The sequence below is a fragment of the Coraliomargarita sinensis genome (assembly GCF_003185655.1).
Taxonomy (GTDB): Bacteria; Verrucomicrobiota; Verrucomicrobiia; order Opitutales; family Coraliomargaritaceae; genus Coraliomargarita_B; species Coraliomargarita_B sinensis.
In genome coordinates this window covers 125655-141769 of the sequence record NZ_QHJQ01000001.1, presented here as the reverse complement: position 1 = coordinate 141769, position 16115 = coordinate 125655, and the positions used below count along the sequence as shown (strand labels likewise).

Sequence of the window (16115 nt, the reverse complement as noted above, 5' to 3'; positions counted from 1 at the left end):
CTGTCCTCTGACTTCTGAACTCTGTCCTCTGATATAAATGGCCAACCTCCGCGACATCCGCCGCCGCATCAAGTCGGTTAAGAACACCCGGCAGATCACGCGTGCGATGCAGCTCGTTTCTTCCTCCAAGATGAAGCGTGCGCAGGACGCAGCTGTTGCCGGCCGTCCCTACGCCTTGTTACTTGCGGATCTCCTTGACACGGTGGGCGAGAAGCTCGAGCTCAGCGGTGCGACCATCGCGCATCCTTATTTCGAAAAGCGCGAGGTCAACACCCGCGGGATTCTGGTGGTCTCGACCGACAAGGGTCTCTGTGGTCCGCTCAACACCAACCTCTTCCGCAAGATTGCCGACGAAGTGAAGGGTGATGCCAAGTTTGTCACCATCGGGCGAAAGGCCACTCAGTTTGTTTCCCGTAGCAAGCGGGACTTGATTGCCGATTTCACTATTTCGGATAAAGCGGGCTTCTCCGAACTGCGTCCGATGTTGAAGCTCCTTATCGATGCTTACATCAATGGTGAGATCGATACGATCGAAGTCGCCTATCCCAGTTTCGTGAACGTGCTCATCCAGGAGCCGGTCATCCAGCCGCTTCTGCCGATCGTGGATCTGCGTGAGGTGCTCGACCAACTCAAGAAACGCGTGGCCGGTGCCGACGAAATTCTCGATGCGCGCAAAGATGCCCGCGAGATGACCTTTGAGCCCTCGGCAGAGGATGTGCTCACCGAGCTTCCCGGTCTTTACGTCAACGTCATTATTCACCAACTCGTTCTCGAGAGCCGCGCCGCCGAGTACAGCGCACGGATGGTCGCGATGAAGGCCGCCACCGATAACGCCTCCAACCTCGTGGACGATCTTACTCTCGACTACAACAAGGCCCGTCAGGCTGCGATTACCCAGGAGATCCTCGAAATCGCCGCTGCCTCCGCCGCCAACTAATTACTTTCCCACCTTTTACCTTTATACTTTCAAACCTTTATAATCATGAGCACCTCAACCGGTAAAATCGTTCAAGTCATCGGCGCAGTCATCGACGCCAAGTTCCCAGGGGACGGCGTGCCTGACATTCTCGACGCGCTGACCGTCGACTACACTGTTAACGGCGAAGCCAAGAAGCTGACACTCGAAGTGCAGCAGCACCTTGGCGAGGGCGTTGTCCGCGCCGTGGCCATGTCTTCCACCGACGGGCTGACCCGTGGTATGGAGATTACCGGCACCGGTAATGCTATTTCCGTTCCGGTGGGCGAAGCCGTACTCGGCCGCATCTTCAACGTCACCGGCGACACCGTCGACGAAAAGGGCCCGGTCGCGACCGAGGAGCGCCGCGGGATCCACCGCATGCCCCCCGAACTGATTGACCAGGCTACCGAGGCGGAAATCCTTGAGACCGGGATCAAGGTCATCGACCTCATTTGCCCCTTCACCAAGGGTGGTAAAGTCGGCGCCTTTGGTGGTGCCGGTGTGGGTAAGACGGTTGTGATTATGGAGCTCATCAACAACATCGCCAAGGCACACGGGGGTTACTCCGTTTTCGCCGGGGTGGGTGAGCGCTCCCGTGAGGGCAATGACCTTTACCACGAAATGTCCGACGCGGGCGTGATCGACCAGGAAAACATCGCGAACTCCAAGGTGGCACTGGTCTACGGTCAAATGAACGAGCCCCCCGGTGCCCGTATGCGTGTCGCGCTTTCCGGTCTGACCATGGCCGAATACTTCCGTGACGAGAAGAACCAGGACGTTCTCCTCTTCGTCGATAACATTTTCCGTTTCTCCCAAGCCGGTTCCGAGGTCTCCGCGCTGCTCGGTCGCTCGCCCTCCGCCGTGGGTTATCAGCCGACCCTGGCCGCGGAGATGGGTAACCTTCAGGAGCGTATTACCTCCACCAAGAAGGGCTCGATTACCTCCTTCCAGGCGGTCTACGTGCCGGCCGACGACTTGACCGACCCTGCGCCGGCCAACACCTTCGCCCACCTCGACTCGACGATCGTTCTCGAACGTTCTATCGCCGAGCTGGGGATCTACCCGGCGGTGGACCCACTTTCCTCCATCTCCAATGCGCTCGACCCGGCCATCGTCGGTGAGGAGCACTACAAGGTGGCCCGCGGCGTCCAAAACGTGCTTCAGCGCTACAAGGACCTTCAGGACATCATCGCAATTCTCGGCCTCGACGAGCTTTCCCCCGAGGACAAGCAAGCCGTTTACCGGGCCCGTAAGGTGCAAAAATTCCTTTCCCAGCCCTTCTTCGTGGCGGAAGTCTTCACTGGCACTCCGGGTCAATACGTTTCCATCCAGGATACGATCAAGGGCTTCAAGATGATCCTCGACGGCGAATGCGACGAGCTGGCCGAAAATGATCTCTACATGAAGGGCTCGATCGACCAGGCACTCGAAGCCAGCGACAAGTAGCCTACCTGCCACTTTCGCACCTTTCACCTTCGCACCTAAAATGTCGCTCACACTCGAAATCATCACCCCCGACGACAAGGTCCTCTCCACCGAGGCCGATCAGGTCGTATTGCCCACTGAGTCCGGCGAAACCGGTATTCTCACGGGCCACGTCCCTCTGGTGACCAAGATCAAGGCCGGTGAGCTCAAGGTGATCAAAGGGGCCGATACCGAATTCATTGCGGTCGACTTCGGTTTTGCCAAGGTTCTTGGCAACACCGTTTCCGTGCTCACCGAAGCCGCGATCGACGTCAAGGATATCGACCTCTCCGAACTCGAATCCGCCCAGTCGCGTGCCGAGCAAGCCCTCGAAGAGGCCGAAGCGGAAGGAATCGATCCCTTCGAACTCGAGCGGCTTGAGAAGAACGTCCAGTTCCTCATCGCGCAGAAGCTGACCAAGGGGCGACATCGCTAAGCTTGGCCAAAAACAGTTTTAACCAACGCGGTTTCGAAAGGAACCGCGTTTTTTTATTGCATGCCCATAAATGGCGGTATGACTAGCAGAAATGGCTAGAGGGAACTTTAATGACCTGACACTTGTTGTCGTTTCCCTCGTGGGGTTGGGCCTCACCCACTTTGCCTCAGCTGCCTGGCAGAAAACGCCGATTGCGACTACGGGCTATCAACTCAGTGAAGACGGCTTTCCCATACTTGACGATTTCGGGGACCCTTTGCCGGCGCTTCCCTCCGGTTACGAGCCCACTTTTGTCTGGAATTCAAATGGGCTCGAAATTTTGAAGGTGGACTATTCGGATCAGCCTGATCCACCGGAATACAATGACATCGGCTTTCCGGTACTAGGCGAGTATTATCAGCTAAGCCTTGTGTCACTCGATACGGGGATTTGGTCAAACACTGCGCCCGTGACGGATCTTTCAGAGGGAATTGAGGCACCCAGTTTGGTAAGTCGTCACGATACTGCTGTTACGGTTGCGCATTGGACCGGTGACCTGCTCCACATTGATACACTTGTCAGTCCGGCCAACACGAGAACTACCCTGCCGATCCCGAAGCGAGTTGGGTCCGTGGCAGTTGACGCAAATGAGGGGTTACACGTGCTTGCCGTCAATCCGGACTACGAGCTTTGGCATTACTATTATGCAGATGAAAATCTGACACTAACGAAGCTTTCCGACGGCCCGGTTTGTCACGTTGTGGCGGTTGCTGGAGAAGGGGACGATTGCCATGTCGCCTATTCCACTTTTTCAGAGGATGTGAATCTGAATGGGGAAATCGACACAGGAGAAGATCTGAATGCAAACGGCGTTTTAGATGAAACTCCAATGCAGCTCATTTACCAATCGGTCGATACCACGACTCCATCTTCAATCGAATTGGTCGATGATGATACTTTACTCAAACTCTGCGCTTTCGATATCTATTTTTCCTCTGCACACGGGGTGAAGCTCGCCTATTCCGATCCGGTGGGAAACGCCGTTCGATTTTCCGAACGTGGTGTGTCGGCTTGGTCGACGGTCAAAGTGTCGACGATTGCAGGTATGTTTGAATCGGTTGCCCTCGACTTCGATCCCGCTGCCGGGGTTGCCATCACTTATATCAATGCCGCACAAAATAGGCTTTATGTCGCTGAAGAATCGGGCGGGATTTGGTCGGAGACGTTGATCGCTCAAGTAACGACAGGAGATTACTTTGCGGGGGCGGATGTAGCTTTCGATAGCGATGGGCAAGTGGCCGTCCTCACCGCTGAAAAGGATCGCTTTTATTTGAACGTTTATACGCGTTCAGCGTTACCGGATTTTTTGAGCACTTTGGCCAGACCTATTGAAATCCGTAGTGCCTTTATCATCACTTGGCCGACGCCTTCCGAGGGTGCGACCAAACAAATACTTCAGAGCAGCATGAATTTGTCGGACTCGGATAGCTGGGAATTTGTTGCGCAGCGGAGTGTTTTCGGCAGTTCCAATGAGACAATGGAAACGACAGTCGAAATGGAGGGCCCCAGTAAATTTTATCGGGTGGTTGAACAGAGCGATTGATGGGACTCATAGCCCTAGGGACTTTTCTGTGGAGCTTTTGGACGATGGTATTCGGTTTGGCGGGTTTCCAGGACGAGTCAAAAGAATCACACTTTTTGTGACCTTGTCTTTCGCCGGAATCAGGCTACAGTATGTTTGCTATGATAGATCTCGTTAAAAAAAGTATGTTGGCCGGCGTAGGCCTGGCTGTCGTGACGAAAGACAAAGTTCTGGAGTCGCTCGATGAATTGGTTGAAAAAGGCAAGCTGACTCGCGAGGAAGCGGCCGAGATGTCCGACAAAATTGTTGAAGAGGGTAAAGTGGAAACCGAAAAGGCCAGAGTCGAGGCAAGCAAACTCTTCAACGAGATGCTGCATCGCGCCAACGTGGTGACCAAAGACCAATACGACGCCCTTGCGGCCCGCGTAACCGAACTGGAGGGCAGGTTGCACAAGGAATTCCCGAATGGAGAGTGATTTCTAAAAAGGTGCGAATGTTGGAAGGTGGAAAAGTACCAAGGTAAGTATGTCCGAATTTGCTGAACGATTCGAAGACCTTCGCATTTGGCAGCAATCTCGTGTCCTCGCAAATGGCATTTACGATGTCATGGTCGGCTGTAGTGATTATTCCTTTCGAAATCAGATTGAAAGAGCAGCCACTTCCTCAATGAATAACATTGCTGAAGGTTTTGAGCGGCGAACTTCAAGAGACTTCGGGCACTATTTAGATATAGCTAAAGGCTCATCGGGTGAGGTTCGTAGTATGCTTTACTTAGCTGAAGATCGAAAATTTATCGAAAAACATTTGGCCGAACAGCTTCGTGGTAAGGCAGAAATTCTGTCATCAGGTATCGCAGCGTTTAGAAGAAAGCTTTAATTCCGTGAATACCTTTCACCTTTCACATTCACACCTTACTACATAGGGGATGAAACCATTTAACTATTTAGCCAATGCGGTGCGGGCGCCTGAGATCGTTGCGATTCTGGTGCGCTGGGGATTCGAGGATTTGTTGCTGCAATTGGATACGCCGCAGTTCCTTCTTAAGAATCTGGTCCGTAAAAAGGTCTCCGGGCTGACGCCTTATGAGCGGGTGCGCAATGCCTGCGAGGAACTCGGCCCGATTTTTGTAAAATTCGGTCAGATCCTGAGCACCCGGCCCGATAAGCTGCCGGAGCCATTGGTCATGGAGCTGAAGAAGCTGCGCAGCCACGTGGAACCGCAGTCGTTTGAGAGAATTAAGCCCGTCTTACTCAAGGAGCTGGATGGCGAGATTGACGATTACTTCATTGAGTTCGACCCCGAACCTCTGGCTGCAGGTTCGTTGGGGCAGGTTTACAAGGCCCGGCTACTGGCCACCGGCGAATCGGTTTGCGTCAAGGTTCAGCGGGAGGATATCCGAAAGACCATTTCCTCAGATCTGGAGATCATTGGCTGGTTTGCCCGCCAGCTGCACGCTCACATCGATTACCTTCAGCCTTACAATCTACCTCTGCTCGTTCGGGAAGCGGAAGAACGTCTGGAGGAGGAGCTGAACTATCTGAATGAGGCGGATAATGCCGAAATTTTCCGCTCATTGAATCCGGACCAGTCCCGGGTTTTTGCACCCAAGGTGTATCGGTCTTTTACCACGCGCCGTTTGCTCGTGACGGAGTGGGTCGAGGGTGAGCCGCCGGATGAGGTTCAACTGACGCCGGAGGATGCCGCTGAGTTGGCTGTGCTTGGTGGCGAATCAGTATTTCATCAGATTGTCGGAACCGGGTTCTTCCATGCCGATCCGCATTCCGGCAACATGCTTGTTACGGCGGATAAACGCATTTGCTTTCTCGACTGGGGGCAGGCCGGGCAAATTACTGTCGAAATGCGTTACGAACTGGCGGACTTATTTGCCGCCATCACCTCCCGCGATGCGGACAAGGTCATCCGGGTGGCCGAGCGAATGTCAGTGAACAACCGGCGGATTGATCGTCGGCCCTTGGAAAAAGAGGTGACGTACCTGCTGAACAAGCATCGTAAGTTTGGACCGGCCGGCACCGAGATCGGACGCGTCGGTCTGGAAATGCTCTACATTTTCGGGACGAACGGGATTCAGGTGTCGTCGGATTATGCCTTACTCTCGAAGGCGATCCTCTGTGTGGAGGAAAGCGCCCGCGCGCTCGATCCAAAATTCGATATTCAGAAAGTCGCTGAACCCTTCCTGAAAAAACTCAACAAAGAGCGCTGGAGTATGAACGGGATGACGCGCCAAAGCCTCTGGCCGATGCTGGCGATGCTGCGGCGGCTGCAGCAGATTCCGGAAAATGTGCAGCGTATTCTGCAGCGCGTCGAGGAGGAGGACATACAGATCAACTTTCACCACACCGGCACGGAAAACCTGGAAGACACCTTCAACTCCTCCATGAACCGGCTGACGGTGGGGATTATTGTGGGCTCGCTGATTATCGGGTCCTCGCTCGTCATCACCACCGGTGTCAAGCCGCTGCTCTTCGGTTATCCGGCCATCGGGATCCTCGGCTTTCTGGTTTCGGGCTTACTAGGGTTTTATATCGTTATTTCTACCCTTCGAAAGCATCATTGATTTACAATATCTTGATCTTGATATTCAGAGATTTACGCGTTTAAATCGAATAACAATCTAGCCTGAAAACCCCGCAGGCAGGGCTGGCAGGCCCGGGCTTTGTCGATTACCCCGTCGAAAGAGTGACTGCCAACATCAACGATGAGTTTTGAGCAGACTTTGGGGATCGCAATGGGCGCCGTTATCGGGGCCTGTCTCGCCGTGCTCATCTACCGGCGTCGGGTAATCCGCCTCCAGGAGTCCGAGCGCTTGAAATGCGACGTCGAGCTGCGCGAAGCCAAGCTCAAGCTGCGCGAGGAGCACAACGAGATGGAACTCGAACTGCAAAGGAAGCAGACCGAAAACGAGAGGATGCTCGCGAGCCGGGAGAATGAGCTCACGGTCCGCGCCCGCGATTTGGACCGAAAAGCCGAGCATTTGAAAGAGGCGGAAAACCTCATCGAGCAGAAAAACAAAGAGGTCAGTCGCGAGCAGCGCTTACTTGATGATGCGGAGCACGAGGCCGAGAAAGTGCGCCGCTTGTACCGGCTCAAACTCCATCAGATCACTCACATGGATGAGAACGATGCGCGCCAACTCCTGCTGCGTTCGACCGAAAAGGAGTGTGCCCAGGAAATTGCTGATTTGCGGCGCTCGAAGCTTGGCCGCTCTGAAGCGGAAGTGAACGGTGAGGCCACGCGGATTTTGCTGGCAGCCATGCAGCGGATCACCAGTCAGCCGATGAACGATGCTACTGCGACTGTTGTCAGTTTGCCCAGTGACGAGATGAAAGGACGCATCATCGGCCGGGAAGGGCGCAACATCCGTACTTTTGAGCATGCGACCGGCACCACCTTGATGATCGATGAGACGCCGGACTCGGTTATGATCTCCTGTTTTGATCCGGTCCGGCGCGAAATTGCACGCATTTCCCTGGAGGCCCTGTTGAAGGACGGCCGGATTCACCCCGCCAGTATCGAAGAGCAGGTGGCCAAGGCAGAAGAGGAAATGCGGGCGAATGTCATCCATCTGGGTGAGAGCGCGCTTCGGAAACTGCGACTGCACGATGTGCATCCCGAGATCGTGGTGCTGCTCGGCAAGCTGCATTACCGCCTTTCCAACAACCAGAATACATTGGCCCACTCCGTCGAGGTGGCCAACCTCTGCGCGTTGATTGCCTCGGAAATCGGACTCGACCCGGCCATTGCGAAGCGGGCCGGCCTTTTCCACGACATCGGCAAGGCGGTCGATGAAGACTACGAAGGCAGTCACGCCATCGTGGGTGCGGATATCATTAAGCAGCACGGCGAGGACTCGCGCGTGGTTAATGCCGCAGCCGCCCACCATAATGAGGTCCCTGCCGAAAGCCCCTACGCCGGACTGGTTATGGTGGCTGATTCCCTCTCTGCTGTGCGTCCCGGGGCGCGCGCTTCGTCCATCGACGGCTTTATCCAGCGCGTCCGCAGTATCGAGGAGATCGCGGCGGCGGAGCATGGGGTCAGCGAAGCTTACGCTATTCAAGCGGGCCGCGAGGTCCGCGTCATTGTCGAGCCGGATGTGATAGGTGATGAGGAAGCACGACAACTGGCCAGAACGATCAGCCGCCGGATCGAAAACGAGTTGAACTACCCCGGATCGATTGAGATAACCGTGATCCGCGAGCAGCGCTATAAAGAGATGGCAGTATGAGTTTCCTGAAAAGCAGTCACCTCCTCCTGGCCTTATGTGTGGGTGTGACCGTGTGTTCTGGAAGTCAGACCATAGTCACAATGAAGTCCGGTGAGTGCCTGATTGGAGAAGTCATGGCGAAATCGAACGAAACGACCCTCGTTCTTGATTCCGCGTTGTTGGGTGAGATCCGCCTCCCGAAGGCAGGTATCCTCAAGCAGGAGAGCTATGTGACGGATGAAGCTGTCCAAGCGGAAAAATCTGACAGCCAGACCGGACAGGTGGTGAAAAAGGCCGGCACGGATCGTGAGCTACCGCTTTCTGAAGAGGAGGACGCTCATTTGCAGGAAGAAAGTCTCGTTGATAAGATGCTCAACCTGCAAACCCCGGACAGCTGGAACGGAAACCTGCGTTTCGGACTGGATTTCAGCAGCGGAGATTCGAAATGGAAGCAACTTTACACCAGAGGCAGTCTGGTTGTCGATCCGAAGGCCAGCCGCAACTATTACCGTTACACCGGATCCTACACCTACCGGACTACCGAGCGTAATGGGGAGACCGTGAAATCCACTGATCGCTACGATGCGAATTTTACCTATCGACGGGATGTTGCCGACTCCATCTTTCTGCAGAACTCCGTCGGCGGACGTGTGGATGAGATTAAAGGCATCAATCACGAAGTCCAGGAACTGGTCGGCGTTGGCTTGCGCGTGAAGCCTGTCGAGAAAATGGAATTTATTATCGGAGGCGGTGGAGGCGTGGAAGACTACGACCCGGACTTCGAGGATACCAGGTCCGGGGTGAATCCGGTGGCGAACGTTTTCCAGGAACTGACCTGGCGGCCATTTGAAAAGGCGACCCTTGCCCAGGAGTTTAACTACTTCATTAATCCGGACGATGACGCGCAATATAACTACGTCTTTTCCGCTTCCTTCCGCTATCGCTTAACGGATCTGCTAGGATTTGAAATCTCCTACGACCAGAATTTCGACAACGATGTCGGTAACGGTAATGTGAGAGACGATTCCCGATGGAGGAATGCGATTATAGTCTACTTTTAGCGTATTCGGTTTATGGATACGTAGTTTTCGGGAAAGAAAGCAGGGTTTGTCCGATTGGCGTTCTGCGAAAAAACGGTGGGTTCTCCGTGCGGGCTGAAAATAGGCGTGGGGAGCGCCCGGTCGCTAATATATGCCGTAAACCAATAGAGATTAATGGTTTATGATTCATCTACGTAATTTTACGTAGATGAAATACGTTGTTGAAGCTCATCCGATTCAGCAAACAAAGGGAAGTAATTGCCCGGTTCACCCGATACCCTAAAAGACGCCCAGAGGTTATTCTTTGGGCATGAAAACAACAGCCCTCCTCGCCATCCTCCTCACCAGCATTGTCGCGGCTCTTACCGCAAATGCTGCGCCCAAGTCTTCCGCTCCCTTTGAAAAAGCGCTTAAGGATGCTGAAATGGTCGCATCGCTCAACCCGGCATGGAGCGTGCACCGCACTTCCGGCAGATCCATGGGCGAGTTCTTCGGCGACAATTCTTTAATCCTCGTGCAAGAGGCCGCCAGCCTCGCTGATATTCGTGTTGGCATGATGATCGTTTACCGCTCCGCCTCCGGTGAGTTGATCTCCCACAAGGTGGTCTCTCATAACGGCACATCCGTAGAAACAATGGGTGTCGCCAACTGGAAGGCGGACCCCGAGCCTGTTACCGCCGACATGGTTGTGGGCACAGTCTTCGGTGTCTTCCACTCTGCCGGGGCGCCTGCCGGCCCGGTCTATGCTTCGAATGGCAGCGTTCTTCCTACCACGCTTTGCAAAACCTATTAGGCTTACTTTTCGGATAGAGTTATTGTTGTTTTCTTCTGTCCGGGATACGCCCCTTCCGCAAACAACGGGAGGGGCTTTTTTGTAAGGCTGAAGCTGTGTGCTTTAAAATAAAGCTGATGATCGGCTCTGGGTCGTCGAGACCGTGTCTGTGGCCTACGCCTGGTTTGTGAATCACGGTGATATTTCCGCCCAGTGCTTTGTAGCGAGCTTCCAAGAGCGCGGTATTTTCCGCGACCGGAACCACCTGATCGGCATCGCCCACCACGTGCAGGAGCGGAATGCCCGCGTCAGCAAGGGGCTTCAGCTTGTCGATCGGATTGTCCGTAAAGGGCTTCGCCTCATGATCGGTCAGCCCGTAAACTTTCTTGCATTTTGCCCAGTCTCCGGGCGAGCCACGCCCCTGCCCGAAGCCGCCCGGCCAGCTCGTTATATCGCAGACCGGTGCGTCCGCATAGATGCAGCTGAGTTTGCCGGGATTTTCCGAGGCCCAGTTGTAGACGATCAGTCCGCCCCGCGACATTCCTTCCAGCGCTGGTTTAGGATGAAAGCCATGCGTCTTTGTCAGATAGCTGTAGAAGCGATTCCAGCGGTCGACCGCCGCCGGGGATCCAAATAGGTTGGAGGCATCCACGTAAGCGACGTGGAAACCCTTTTTCAAGAGTGCCACATCCACCTCCGGGCGATGCCCGAAGAAACGGGCCCGCCAAACCCACGGCCGGTCGCGCGCTTCGTTCTTTGGGACAACCACCCGGCCTTTAAGCCCATCGTATTCGAAGTCATACTGAGCGTAGCCGTGAAAGTCGGAGCCCCTGCCCGGCCATGGCTTGCCATCTACCGGCGACAGGCCGGTCAGGAATATGACCAGGCACGGGAAGAAATATAAAATCGACCTCATGCAAACATAGGGGCGCAATTAGAAATAACAGAGCTCAACCCGCATCTTGGGAGAAAAGCTAATTTTGATAATGGCCTGAAACTTCAAGTATAAAGAGTGCATGAAGGCTGAAGGTCAGGGCTCGACCACCAACCTGAAGAAGGATGTGCCTGGCTGTAGTTCTTTCTCGATGACAAAATTTTCGGTCGTCTCCCAGTTCTTGAGGTCGTCGCTCTCCTTCAATGACCATTCCATATAAATAGTGGAGTCTGACAGGGTAATGTCCGGCTGCACGATCTGGCTGTTCATCACGTCCGATTCGTTAACAAAGCCAGAGGTGCTGGCCAACTCAGTTGTTAAAAAGGTGCTCTCGGTAAGCGAATACTGTAGAAACGGGTTCAGCTTTCCGGACGAGCCCAGTGTGGCGGGATAGCTTCTGAAGAATTCTGTTTTATCCAATGCACCGTCCTCGTCGGAGTCCGGATTGTAGACGTCGAGTCCAAAAAGGCTCTCAACCGCGTCTTCTATTCCGTCACCATCTGAATCCAAATCGATTTGTCGGATAAATCCTTCGGTCGTCTCGTTGTAAACGCTTTCCCATGCGTCAGCGATCCCGCTTTCATCATTGTCTTCACCGATGGCAATCCCCCAACCGGACGGATTGTAGAAAAGAAAGCCATCGCTGGGAAGATCGACAAAAGCTTGTCCTCCAAGTGCACTTTCGAATCTGGGGGTATTCTGCCACTGAAATTCTTCATAAACGATCTCATCGTGGTTGCCCGTGATGCGACTCGCGCCGGAAATCTGGTTGATCAGCTGAAAAATGGTTGGGATGGGCGATACCGCTCTTGTCTGGCTGCTTGTGACAAAGGCGAAATGCAAATCCAGGTTTTGGCTGAGATAGCTCTCCCAGTTGGGCAGTCGAAACACTCGTCCCGATCTTGAGATCGCGATGAACTCATTTTGGCTGATGAAGACATGGGTTGCCCATGCGACATAGGTATCCACCCGCGAAATTTCCTCCGCTGGCCCCATCACAAACACGTTCCCGTCTTTGGACCTGGCAACCATCCATTCTTCATCGGCCTGGTGGATGGTCGTCCCCGGCGCGGTAAGGACGTGTATGTTCTCAGTGCTTGGATAAAAGCTTTCGAAAGAAAACAACTGTATCTGGTTGGTGACGCGGTTTTTCAATGCGATCCCGTTGATGTAGTCCAGACAAGTGACTTGGTGCTCCGCTCGGATCGGGAGTTTGTATGGCAGTTTTTCAACCGGATCACTTTGGGACTGACGGTATTCGCCCAGGGGGACGATATTCCCGTCGGACTGAATTCCGAGGTATTGAGATTGAAAGGGAGAATGATTGCCGACAGCGACCTTCACAATAGGCCGGATCGGTGTGTAATGGCTCTGAGGTGTCGCCACGCTGCCATCTCCCAGGAGAATGATCCAATGGCCGTACTGGTCCAGCGCAGCATCTACAGTGTCCCAATATCCGGAGGCTTCGTCCAATTCCATCCCGAAAGGAATACCGAAGGGCGGGTGGGAAATTTTGTTTTTCGGGCCACTCTTGTAAAAGACCTCAATGTGATCCGCAAAGCCGTCACCGTCACTGTCGGGAAAGTAACTGCTCTTTTGCGGGTCCAAGCCCATTTCGGCTTCCAGTTCATCGGAGAATCCGTCCCGGTCCTGATCGTTGAAAGCAAAGCTGTGTGCAGCTAATACGGACACACTAAGTGCGGCAAAAATACAGGAGCGCATCGTTCAGTTTCTAAAACAGGGCGAATTCGTGACAAGCTCAGAATAACGGCTCAGAGCACTTCGCTATGTGCGGGGAATTATGAACCAAGAAAATAGAAAGGAAACGCTCCGGTCCCCAAACCTTGGTGTAGACCCCTTTCAAATGATGGGCCCGTGCGTCGCCTTCCAGGCTATGCAGGGCATTGCTTCGCTCAGCGCGATCTACTTTATGGCTCCGCCATGCGTAGCTCTCGGAGCGAAGCATGGTGCCAAGGGGGAGATTTGAACTCCCGACCAAAGGCTTATGAGTCCTCTGCTCTACCACTGAGCTACCCTGGCGTCCAAATGAAGAGTGTGCAGGAAAAAGGTAAGTTTCTTTAAGTCAAGCCTTGGACGCGGGGAATTTACCAACCTTTGCGGTGCTGCTTGCCCTGTGGCAGTTCCTCCTGGTGGGCCTCGGAGGAGCCATTGCCTGAGTGTTGAAGGGGTAATGCGTAAATTCCGAAGATAATAAGGGCGCCGGTTGCCAGCCCGGCCACGAGCCGCCAGGCCTTGCCGGAACTGGCGATCTTTTTGAGCCAGGGCCAGTTCAGCACGAGATGGAAGAGGGTGGTGCCGACGCAAACTACGCCGAGCCAGAAGTGAATGTCTCCCCACTCGTGGCGGGTCATGTCGAGAACGGTCAGGCCGTGCCCGCCCTGCGAACCGGGGATTAATTTCCAGTTGAGGAGGGCGCCGGTGCCAATCAGCCCGCAGAAGGATAAATAAAGCAGGAGGTTCGTTACCCGCATAAGCGGATTTTTCAGCCCGGGTTTCATGATGATTTAGTTTATCTTGGAATCGCGAGGCCGAAATCTTTTGTTGCACCGGCTGGAGGGTATAAGAGGTCTTTATCGGTTGGGTAAGCTGCGGTTTGTCGTGTCTCCTTTTTTCGCGACAATCCGGCTTCATCGACTAAGGTACTCCTTATGTTTACAGGAATCGTTGAAGAAACAGGTTCGGTCATCTCCTTCGAGGCGGGTGAGAAGGCATGGCGTCTGGTGGTTGAGGCGGACGAGGTGGCCAAGGATGTGAAGCTGGGTGACAGCGTTGCCGTCAATGGCTGCTGCCTGACCGTGGTTTCCATCGAGGGCCGGCAAATCGCCTTCGATCTTCTGGAGGAGAGCGTGCGCCTGACTTCGATTCAGGAGGTCGGTCCGGGAGGGAAGGTCAATCTCGAGCGCGCGCTTCTACCCACGACGCGGATGGGCGGACATTTCGTCTCCGGCCATGTGGATGGCATGGGCCGGATCGAAGCGATCGAACCCAGGGGGCAGGACCGCTTTTTCCGAATCAAGCCCGACAAGGAAAATTTAAAATACATCGTGCACAAGGGCAGCATCACCGTGGACGGGATCTCGCTGACGGTCGCCGAGGTGGATGAGGAGGGCTTTGCCATCTGGTTGATTCCGCACACCATGGAGGTGACAAACCTGCACACGAAAAAGCCGGGCGATCACGTGAACCTCGAGTACGATCTGATCGCGAAGTACGTGGAGAAGCTATTCGCGCGCTAGTTATTTGAACCGTTAATTAACGCCGATTTGGTGTCGCGGTTCGGCAGGATGTCTTCTGTTGCGCAGAGCAGGGAGAGCTGGGCTTCCTCGATTCAGGCCTTCAGCTTTTTTCCGTAAGCGGCACCGGTGGCGGCGGCGAGCATGAAGAGGGCGAGGGTCCACTGGATGGAGAGCAACGCGATCAGGCCGGTGAGCAAGCCGGCGACGATCAGCAGCACCCCGATAAGCGTGTTACCGACCGCAACGTAGTCGGTCCGTTTATTGCCTCCGGAAAGATTGACGAGGTGAGTCTTGCGACCGACGCGGACGCCGGCATGAGCCAGTCCGTTGAGGAAGAGAGCAAGGGGGAAGCAGAGTGAATCCATGCTGCCCGCCTCCAGGACTGTTACGTATGCGATAACGGCGCCCAGAAGCAGCGCGACGAGGAGCATGGCGATCCGGAGGGTAAAGCGGCTGGAGCGGTCGGCCATGCGGCCCCAAATCGGGCCACTCAGCATCGCGGCAAGTCCTTCCGCAATGATGAAGGCGCCGAGCCAGTAGGCGGCCCCGCCCAGTCGTTCGTGGGCCAGAGAAATGAGGTAAGGTGTCGACAGGCCCGAGCCGATTGCCAGCCCGCGCACGATCAAAAAGTCGCGAAAGGCCCGATCCTCTCGAAGTAAACTTAATTGCCCGTGGAGGCCTTTGGTCAGTGGCAGCTTTTCGCTTTCGCCCTCCGGCTCGATGACGCGCAGGTTCAGGCTGCCCGCCCACCACCAAATAAGGGCGGCGGCGGTCAGGAAGCCGGCGTAGGCAAGGGTGGAATCCGAGTTGCCGCGATCGAGAAAGAGCAGCGCCGCCGCCGCGATCGCAATCAGGCCACTGGCCGAGCCGGCGTAGCCGGTCAATTGACCGCGTTTGTCTTTGGGGAGCGACTTGCCCAGCACGTCTTTGGCGGAGAGTGAGCTGATGCCGCGGGCCAGACTGAAAAGGATGACCAGCCCGAGAATCGAGAGCCCGGCTGCCGTCCCTTCCAGGGAGAGGCCGACCAGGGCGCAGCCCAACATGGCGAGGCCTTGAAGGCCCGCACCGAGTGTCCAGGCGAACTTCCGTCTCTTGAAACGCTTTAAGTAATTGCTCAGCAGGATCTGGGGCAGGAGCGAGCCCGACTCGCGGATCGGCACAATCAGGCCGACGAACACCGCCGGAGCCCCGACGGTTTGGAGCAGCCATGCCAGGGTAGTCTTCGGGTTGGCCAGCCGGTCGCTGATCTTGCTGCCGGTTCGGGCGATCAGCAGGCGGACGAAATTGGCGGAGGCGTTGGCCGCCTGTTCGTCCTTTGGAGACTGTAGCTCCTCAGCCGTGGCGTCGGTCGCCTTCAGATAAATCCATTTCTCGAGTTTTCCCATGCGGATAAATTCCTGATTAATCAGGAATGAAGCAAGCCGTTGTGAAACCGCTTGTTTCCGTGTTTCATTCAGGCGCTCGTTTCGGG

Annotated in this window: 15 protein-coding genes and 1 tRNA gene; 11 read left to right on the top strand and 5 right to left on the bottom strand. The window is 54.9% G+C overall.

Going from position 1 to position 16115, the window contains the following annotated elements; translation table 11 throughout:
• Window positions 1–37: 37 nt before the first annotated feature.
• The 10 genes from atpG (at window position 38) to DDZ13_RS00620 (ending at window position 10474) form a co-directional block, all read left to right on the top strand.
• Window positions 38–937 carry an ATP synthase F1 subunit gamma gene (gene atpG / locus DDZ13_RS00665; protein ID WP_110129492.1) on the top strand — a complete coding sequence of 300 codons (900 nt, stop codon included), beginning with the start codon at window positions 38–40 and terminating at the stop codon, window positions 935–937.
• Window positions 938–982: 45 nt separating this feature from the next.
• Entirely contained in the window at window positions 983–2404 is a 1422-nt protein-coding gene (atpD, locus tag DDZ13_RS00660) for a F0F1 ATP synthase subunit beta (RefSeq protein WP_110129491.1), read from the top strand.
• Between the two features lie 40 nt (window positions 2405–2444).
• Window positions 2445–2858: an ATP synthase F1 subunit epsilon gene (gene atpC / locus DDZ13_RS00655; RefSeq protein WP_110129490.1), complete on the top strand. Its 414-nt coding sequence runs from the start codon at window positions 2445–2447 to the stop codon at window positions 2856–2858.
• 319 nt (window positions 2859–3177) lie between these two features.
• The gene (locus tag DDZ13_RS00650; RefSeq protein ID WP_146209184.1) at window positions 3178–4440 is read left to right on the top strand and encodes a hypothetical protein; all 1263 of its coding nucleotides are present in this window, start codon (window positions 3178–3180) and stop codon (window positions 4438–4440) included.
• A 140-nt stretch (window positions 4441–4580) separates the two neighbouring features.
• Window positions 4581–4895 (top strand): phasin family protein, encoded by a 315-nt coding sequence (locus DDZ13_RS00645; protein ID WP_146209183.1) that lies wholly within the window; start codon window positions 4581–4583, stop codon window positions 4893–4895.
• A 49-nt stretch (window positions 4896–4944) separates the two neighbouring features.
• Window positions 4945–5295: a four helix bundle protein gene (locus DDZ13_RS00640; protein WP_110129487.1), complete on the top strand. Its 351-nt coding sequence runs from the start codon at window positions 4945–4947 to the stop codon at window positions 5293–5295.
• Window positions 5296–5344: 49 nt separating this feature from the next.
• The gene (locus DDZ13_RS00635; RefSeq protein ID WP_110129486.1) at window positions 5345–6994 is read left to right on the top strand and encodes an ABC1 kinase family protein; all 1650 of its coding nucleotides are present in this window, start codon (window positions 5345–5347) and stop codon (window positions 6992–6994) included.
• A gap of 141 nt (window positions 6995–7135) precedes the next feature.
• Window positions 7136–8662 carry a ribonuclease Y gene (gene rny, locus DDZ13_RS00630; protein WP_110129485.1) on the top strand — a complete coding sequence of 509 codons (1527 nt, stop codon included), beginning with the start codon at window positions 7136–7138 and terminating at the stop codon, window positions 8660–8662.
• Window positions 8659–9702 (top strand): DUF481 domain-containing protein, encoded by a 1044-nt coding sequence (locus DDZ13_RS00625; RefSeq protein WP_110129484.1) that lies wholly within the window; start codon window positions 8659–8661, stop codon window positions 9700–9702. Before rny ends, DDZ13_RS00625 begins: the two co-directional genes overlap by 4 nt.
• A gap of 289 nt (window positions 9703–9991) precedes the next feature.
• A complete protein-coding gene (locus DDZ13_RS00620; RefSeq protein WP_110129483.1) occupies window positions 9992–10474 on the top strand; it encodes a S24/S26 family peptidase in 483 nt (160 codons plus the stop codon).
• A gap of 19 nt (window positions 10475–10493) precedes the next feature.
• Here the strand turns inward: DDZ13_RS00620 and DDZ13_RS00615 are convergent, their stop codons facing one another.
• From DDZ13_RS00615 to DDZ13_RS00595, 4 genes are all read right to left on the bottom strand, one after another.
• The gene (locus DDZ13_RS00615) at window positions 10494–11369 is read right to left on the bottom strand and encodes an alpha/beta hydrolase family protein (protein WP_110129482.1); all 876 of its coding nucleotides are present in this window, start codon (window positions 11367–11369) and stop codon (window positions 10494–10496) included.
• A 114-nt stretch (window positions 11370–11483) separates the two neighbouring features.
• Window positions 11484–13109 carry a hypothetical protein gene (locus DDZ13_RS00610; RefSeq protein WP_110129481.1) on the bottom strand — a complete coding sequence of 542 codons (1626 nt, stop codon included), beginning with the start codon at window positions 13107–13109 and terminating at the stop codon, window positions 11484–11486.
• A 243-nt stretch (window positions 13110–13352) separates the two neighbouring features.
• Window positions 13353–13427, bottom strand: a tRNA-Met gene (locus tag DDZ13_RS00600).
• A gap of 65 nt (window positions 13428–13492) precedes the next feature.
• On the bottom strand, window positions 13493–13906 hold the full coding sequence (locus tag DDZ13_RS00595) for a DUF4405 domain-containing protein (RefSeq protein WP_110129479.1): 414 nt from the start codon (window positions 13904–13906) through the stop codon (window positions 13493–13495).
• Between the two features lie 150 nt (window positions 13907–14056).
• Here DDZ13_RS00595 and DDZ13_RS00590 point away from each other — a divergent pair, with 150 nt between their 5' ends.
• On the top strand, window positions 14057–14644 hold the full coding sequence (locus tag DDZ13_RS00590; protein ID WP_110129478.1) for a riboflavin synthase: 588 nt from the start codon (window positions 14057–14059) through the stop codon (window positions 14642–14644).
• A 92-nt stretch (window positions 14645–14736) separates the two neighbouring features.
• Here DDZ13_RS00590 and DDZ13_RS00585 read toward each other — a convergent pair whose 3' ends face one another.
• On the bottom strand, window positions 14737–16029 hold the full coding sequence (locus tag DDZ13_RS00585) for an MFS transporter (RefSeq protein ID WP_110129477.1): 1293 nt from the start codon (window positions 16027–16029) through the stop codon (window positions 14737–14739).
• Window positions 16030–16115 lie beyond the last annotated feature (86 nt).

Excerpts from the sequence above, each read along its gene's own strand:
- atpG (WP_110129492.1), top strand. The coding sequence starts at position 38 with ATGGCCAACCTCCGCGACATCCGCCGCCGCATCAAGTCGGTTAAGAAC.
- atpD (WP_110129491.1), top strand. The coding sequence starts at position 983 with ATGAGCACCTCAACCGGTAAAATCGTTCAAGTCATCGGCGCAGTCATC.
- atpC (WP_110129490.1), top strand. The coding sequence starts at position 2,445 with ATGTCGCTCACACTCGAAATCATCACCCCCGACGACAAGGTCCTCTCC.
- DDZ13_RS00645 (WP_146209183.1), top strand. The coding sequence starts at position 4,581 with ATGATAGATCTCGTTAAAAAAAGTATGTTGGCCGGCGTAGGCCTGGCT.
- DDZ13_RS00640 (WP_110129487.1), top strand. The coding sequence starts at position 4,945 with ATGTCCGAATTTGCTGAACGATTCGAAGACCTTCGCATTTGGCAGCAA.
- DDZ13_RS00635 (WP_110129486.1), top strand. The coding sequence starts at position 5,345 with ATGAAACCATTTAACTATTTAGCCAATGCGGTGCGGGCGCCTGAGATC.
- rny (WP_110129485.1), top strand. The coding sequence starts at position 7,136 with ATGAGTTTTGAGCAGACTTTGGGGATCGCAATGGGCGCCGTTATCGGG.
- DDZ13_RS00625 (WP_110129484.1), top strand. The coding sequence starts at position 8,659 with ATGAGTTTCCTGAAAAGCAGTCACCTCCTCCTGGCCTTATGTGTGGGT.
- DDZ13_RS00620 (WP_110129483.1), top strand. The coding sequence starts at position 9,992 with ATGAAAACAACAGCCCTCCTCGCCATCCTCCTCACCAGCATTGTCGCG.
- DDZ13_RS00615 (WP_110129482.1), bottom strand. The coding sequence starts at position 11,369 with ATGAGGTCGATTTTATATTTCTTCCCGTGCCTGGTCATATTCCTGACC.
- DDZ13_RS00610 (WP_110129481.1), bottom strand. The coding sequence starts at position 13,109 with ATGCGCTCCTGTATTTTTGCCGCACTTAGTGTGTCCGTATTAGCTGCA.
- DDZ13_RS00595 (WP_110129479.1), bottom strand. The coding sequence starts at position 13,906 with ATGAAACCCGGGCTGAAAAATCCGCTTATGCGGGTAACGAACCTCCTG.
- DDZ13_RS00590 (WP_110129478.1), top strand. The coding sequence starts at position 14,057 with ATGTTTACAGGAATCGTTGAAGAAACAGGTTCGGTCATCTCCTTCGAG.
- DDZ13_RS00585 (WP_110129477.1), bottom strand. The coding sequence starts at position 16,029 with ATGGGAAAACTCGAGAAATGGATTTATCTGAAGGCGACCGACGCCACG.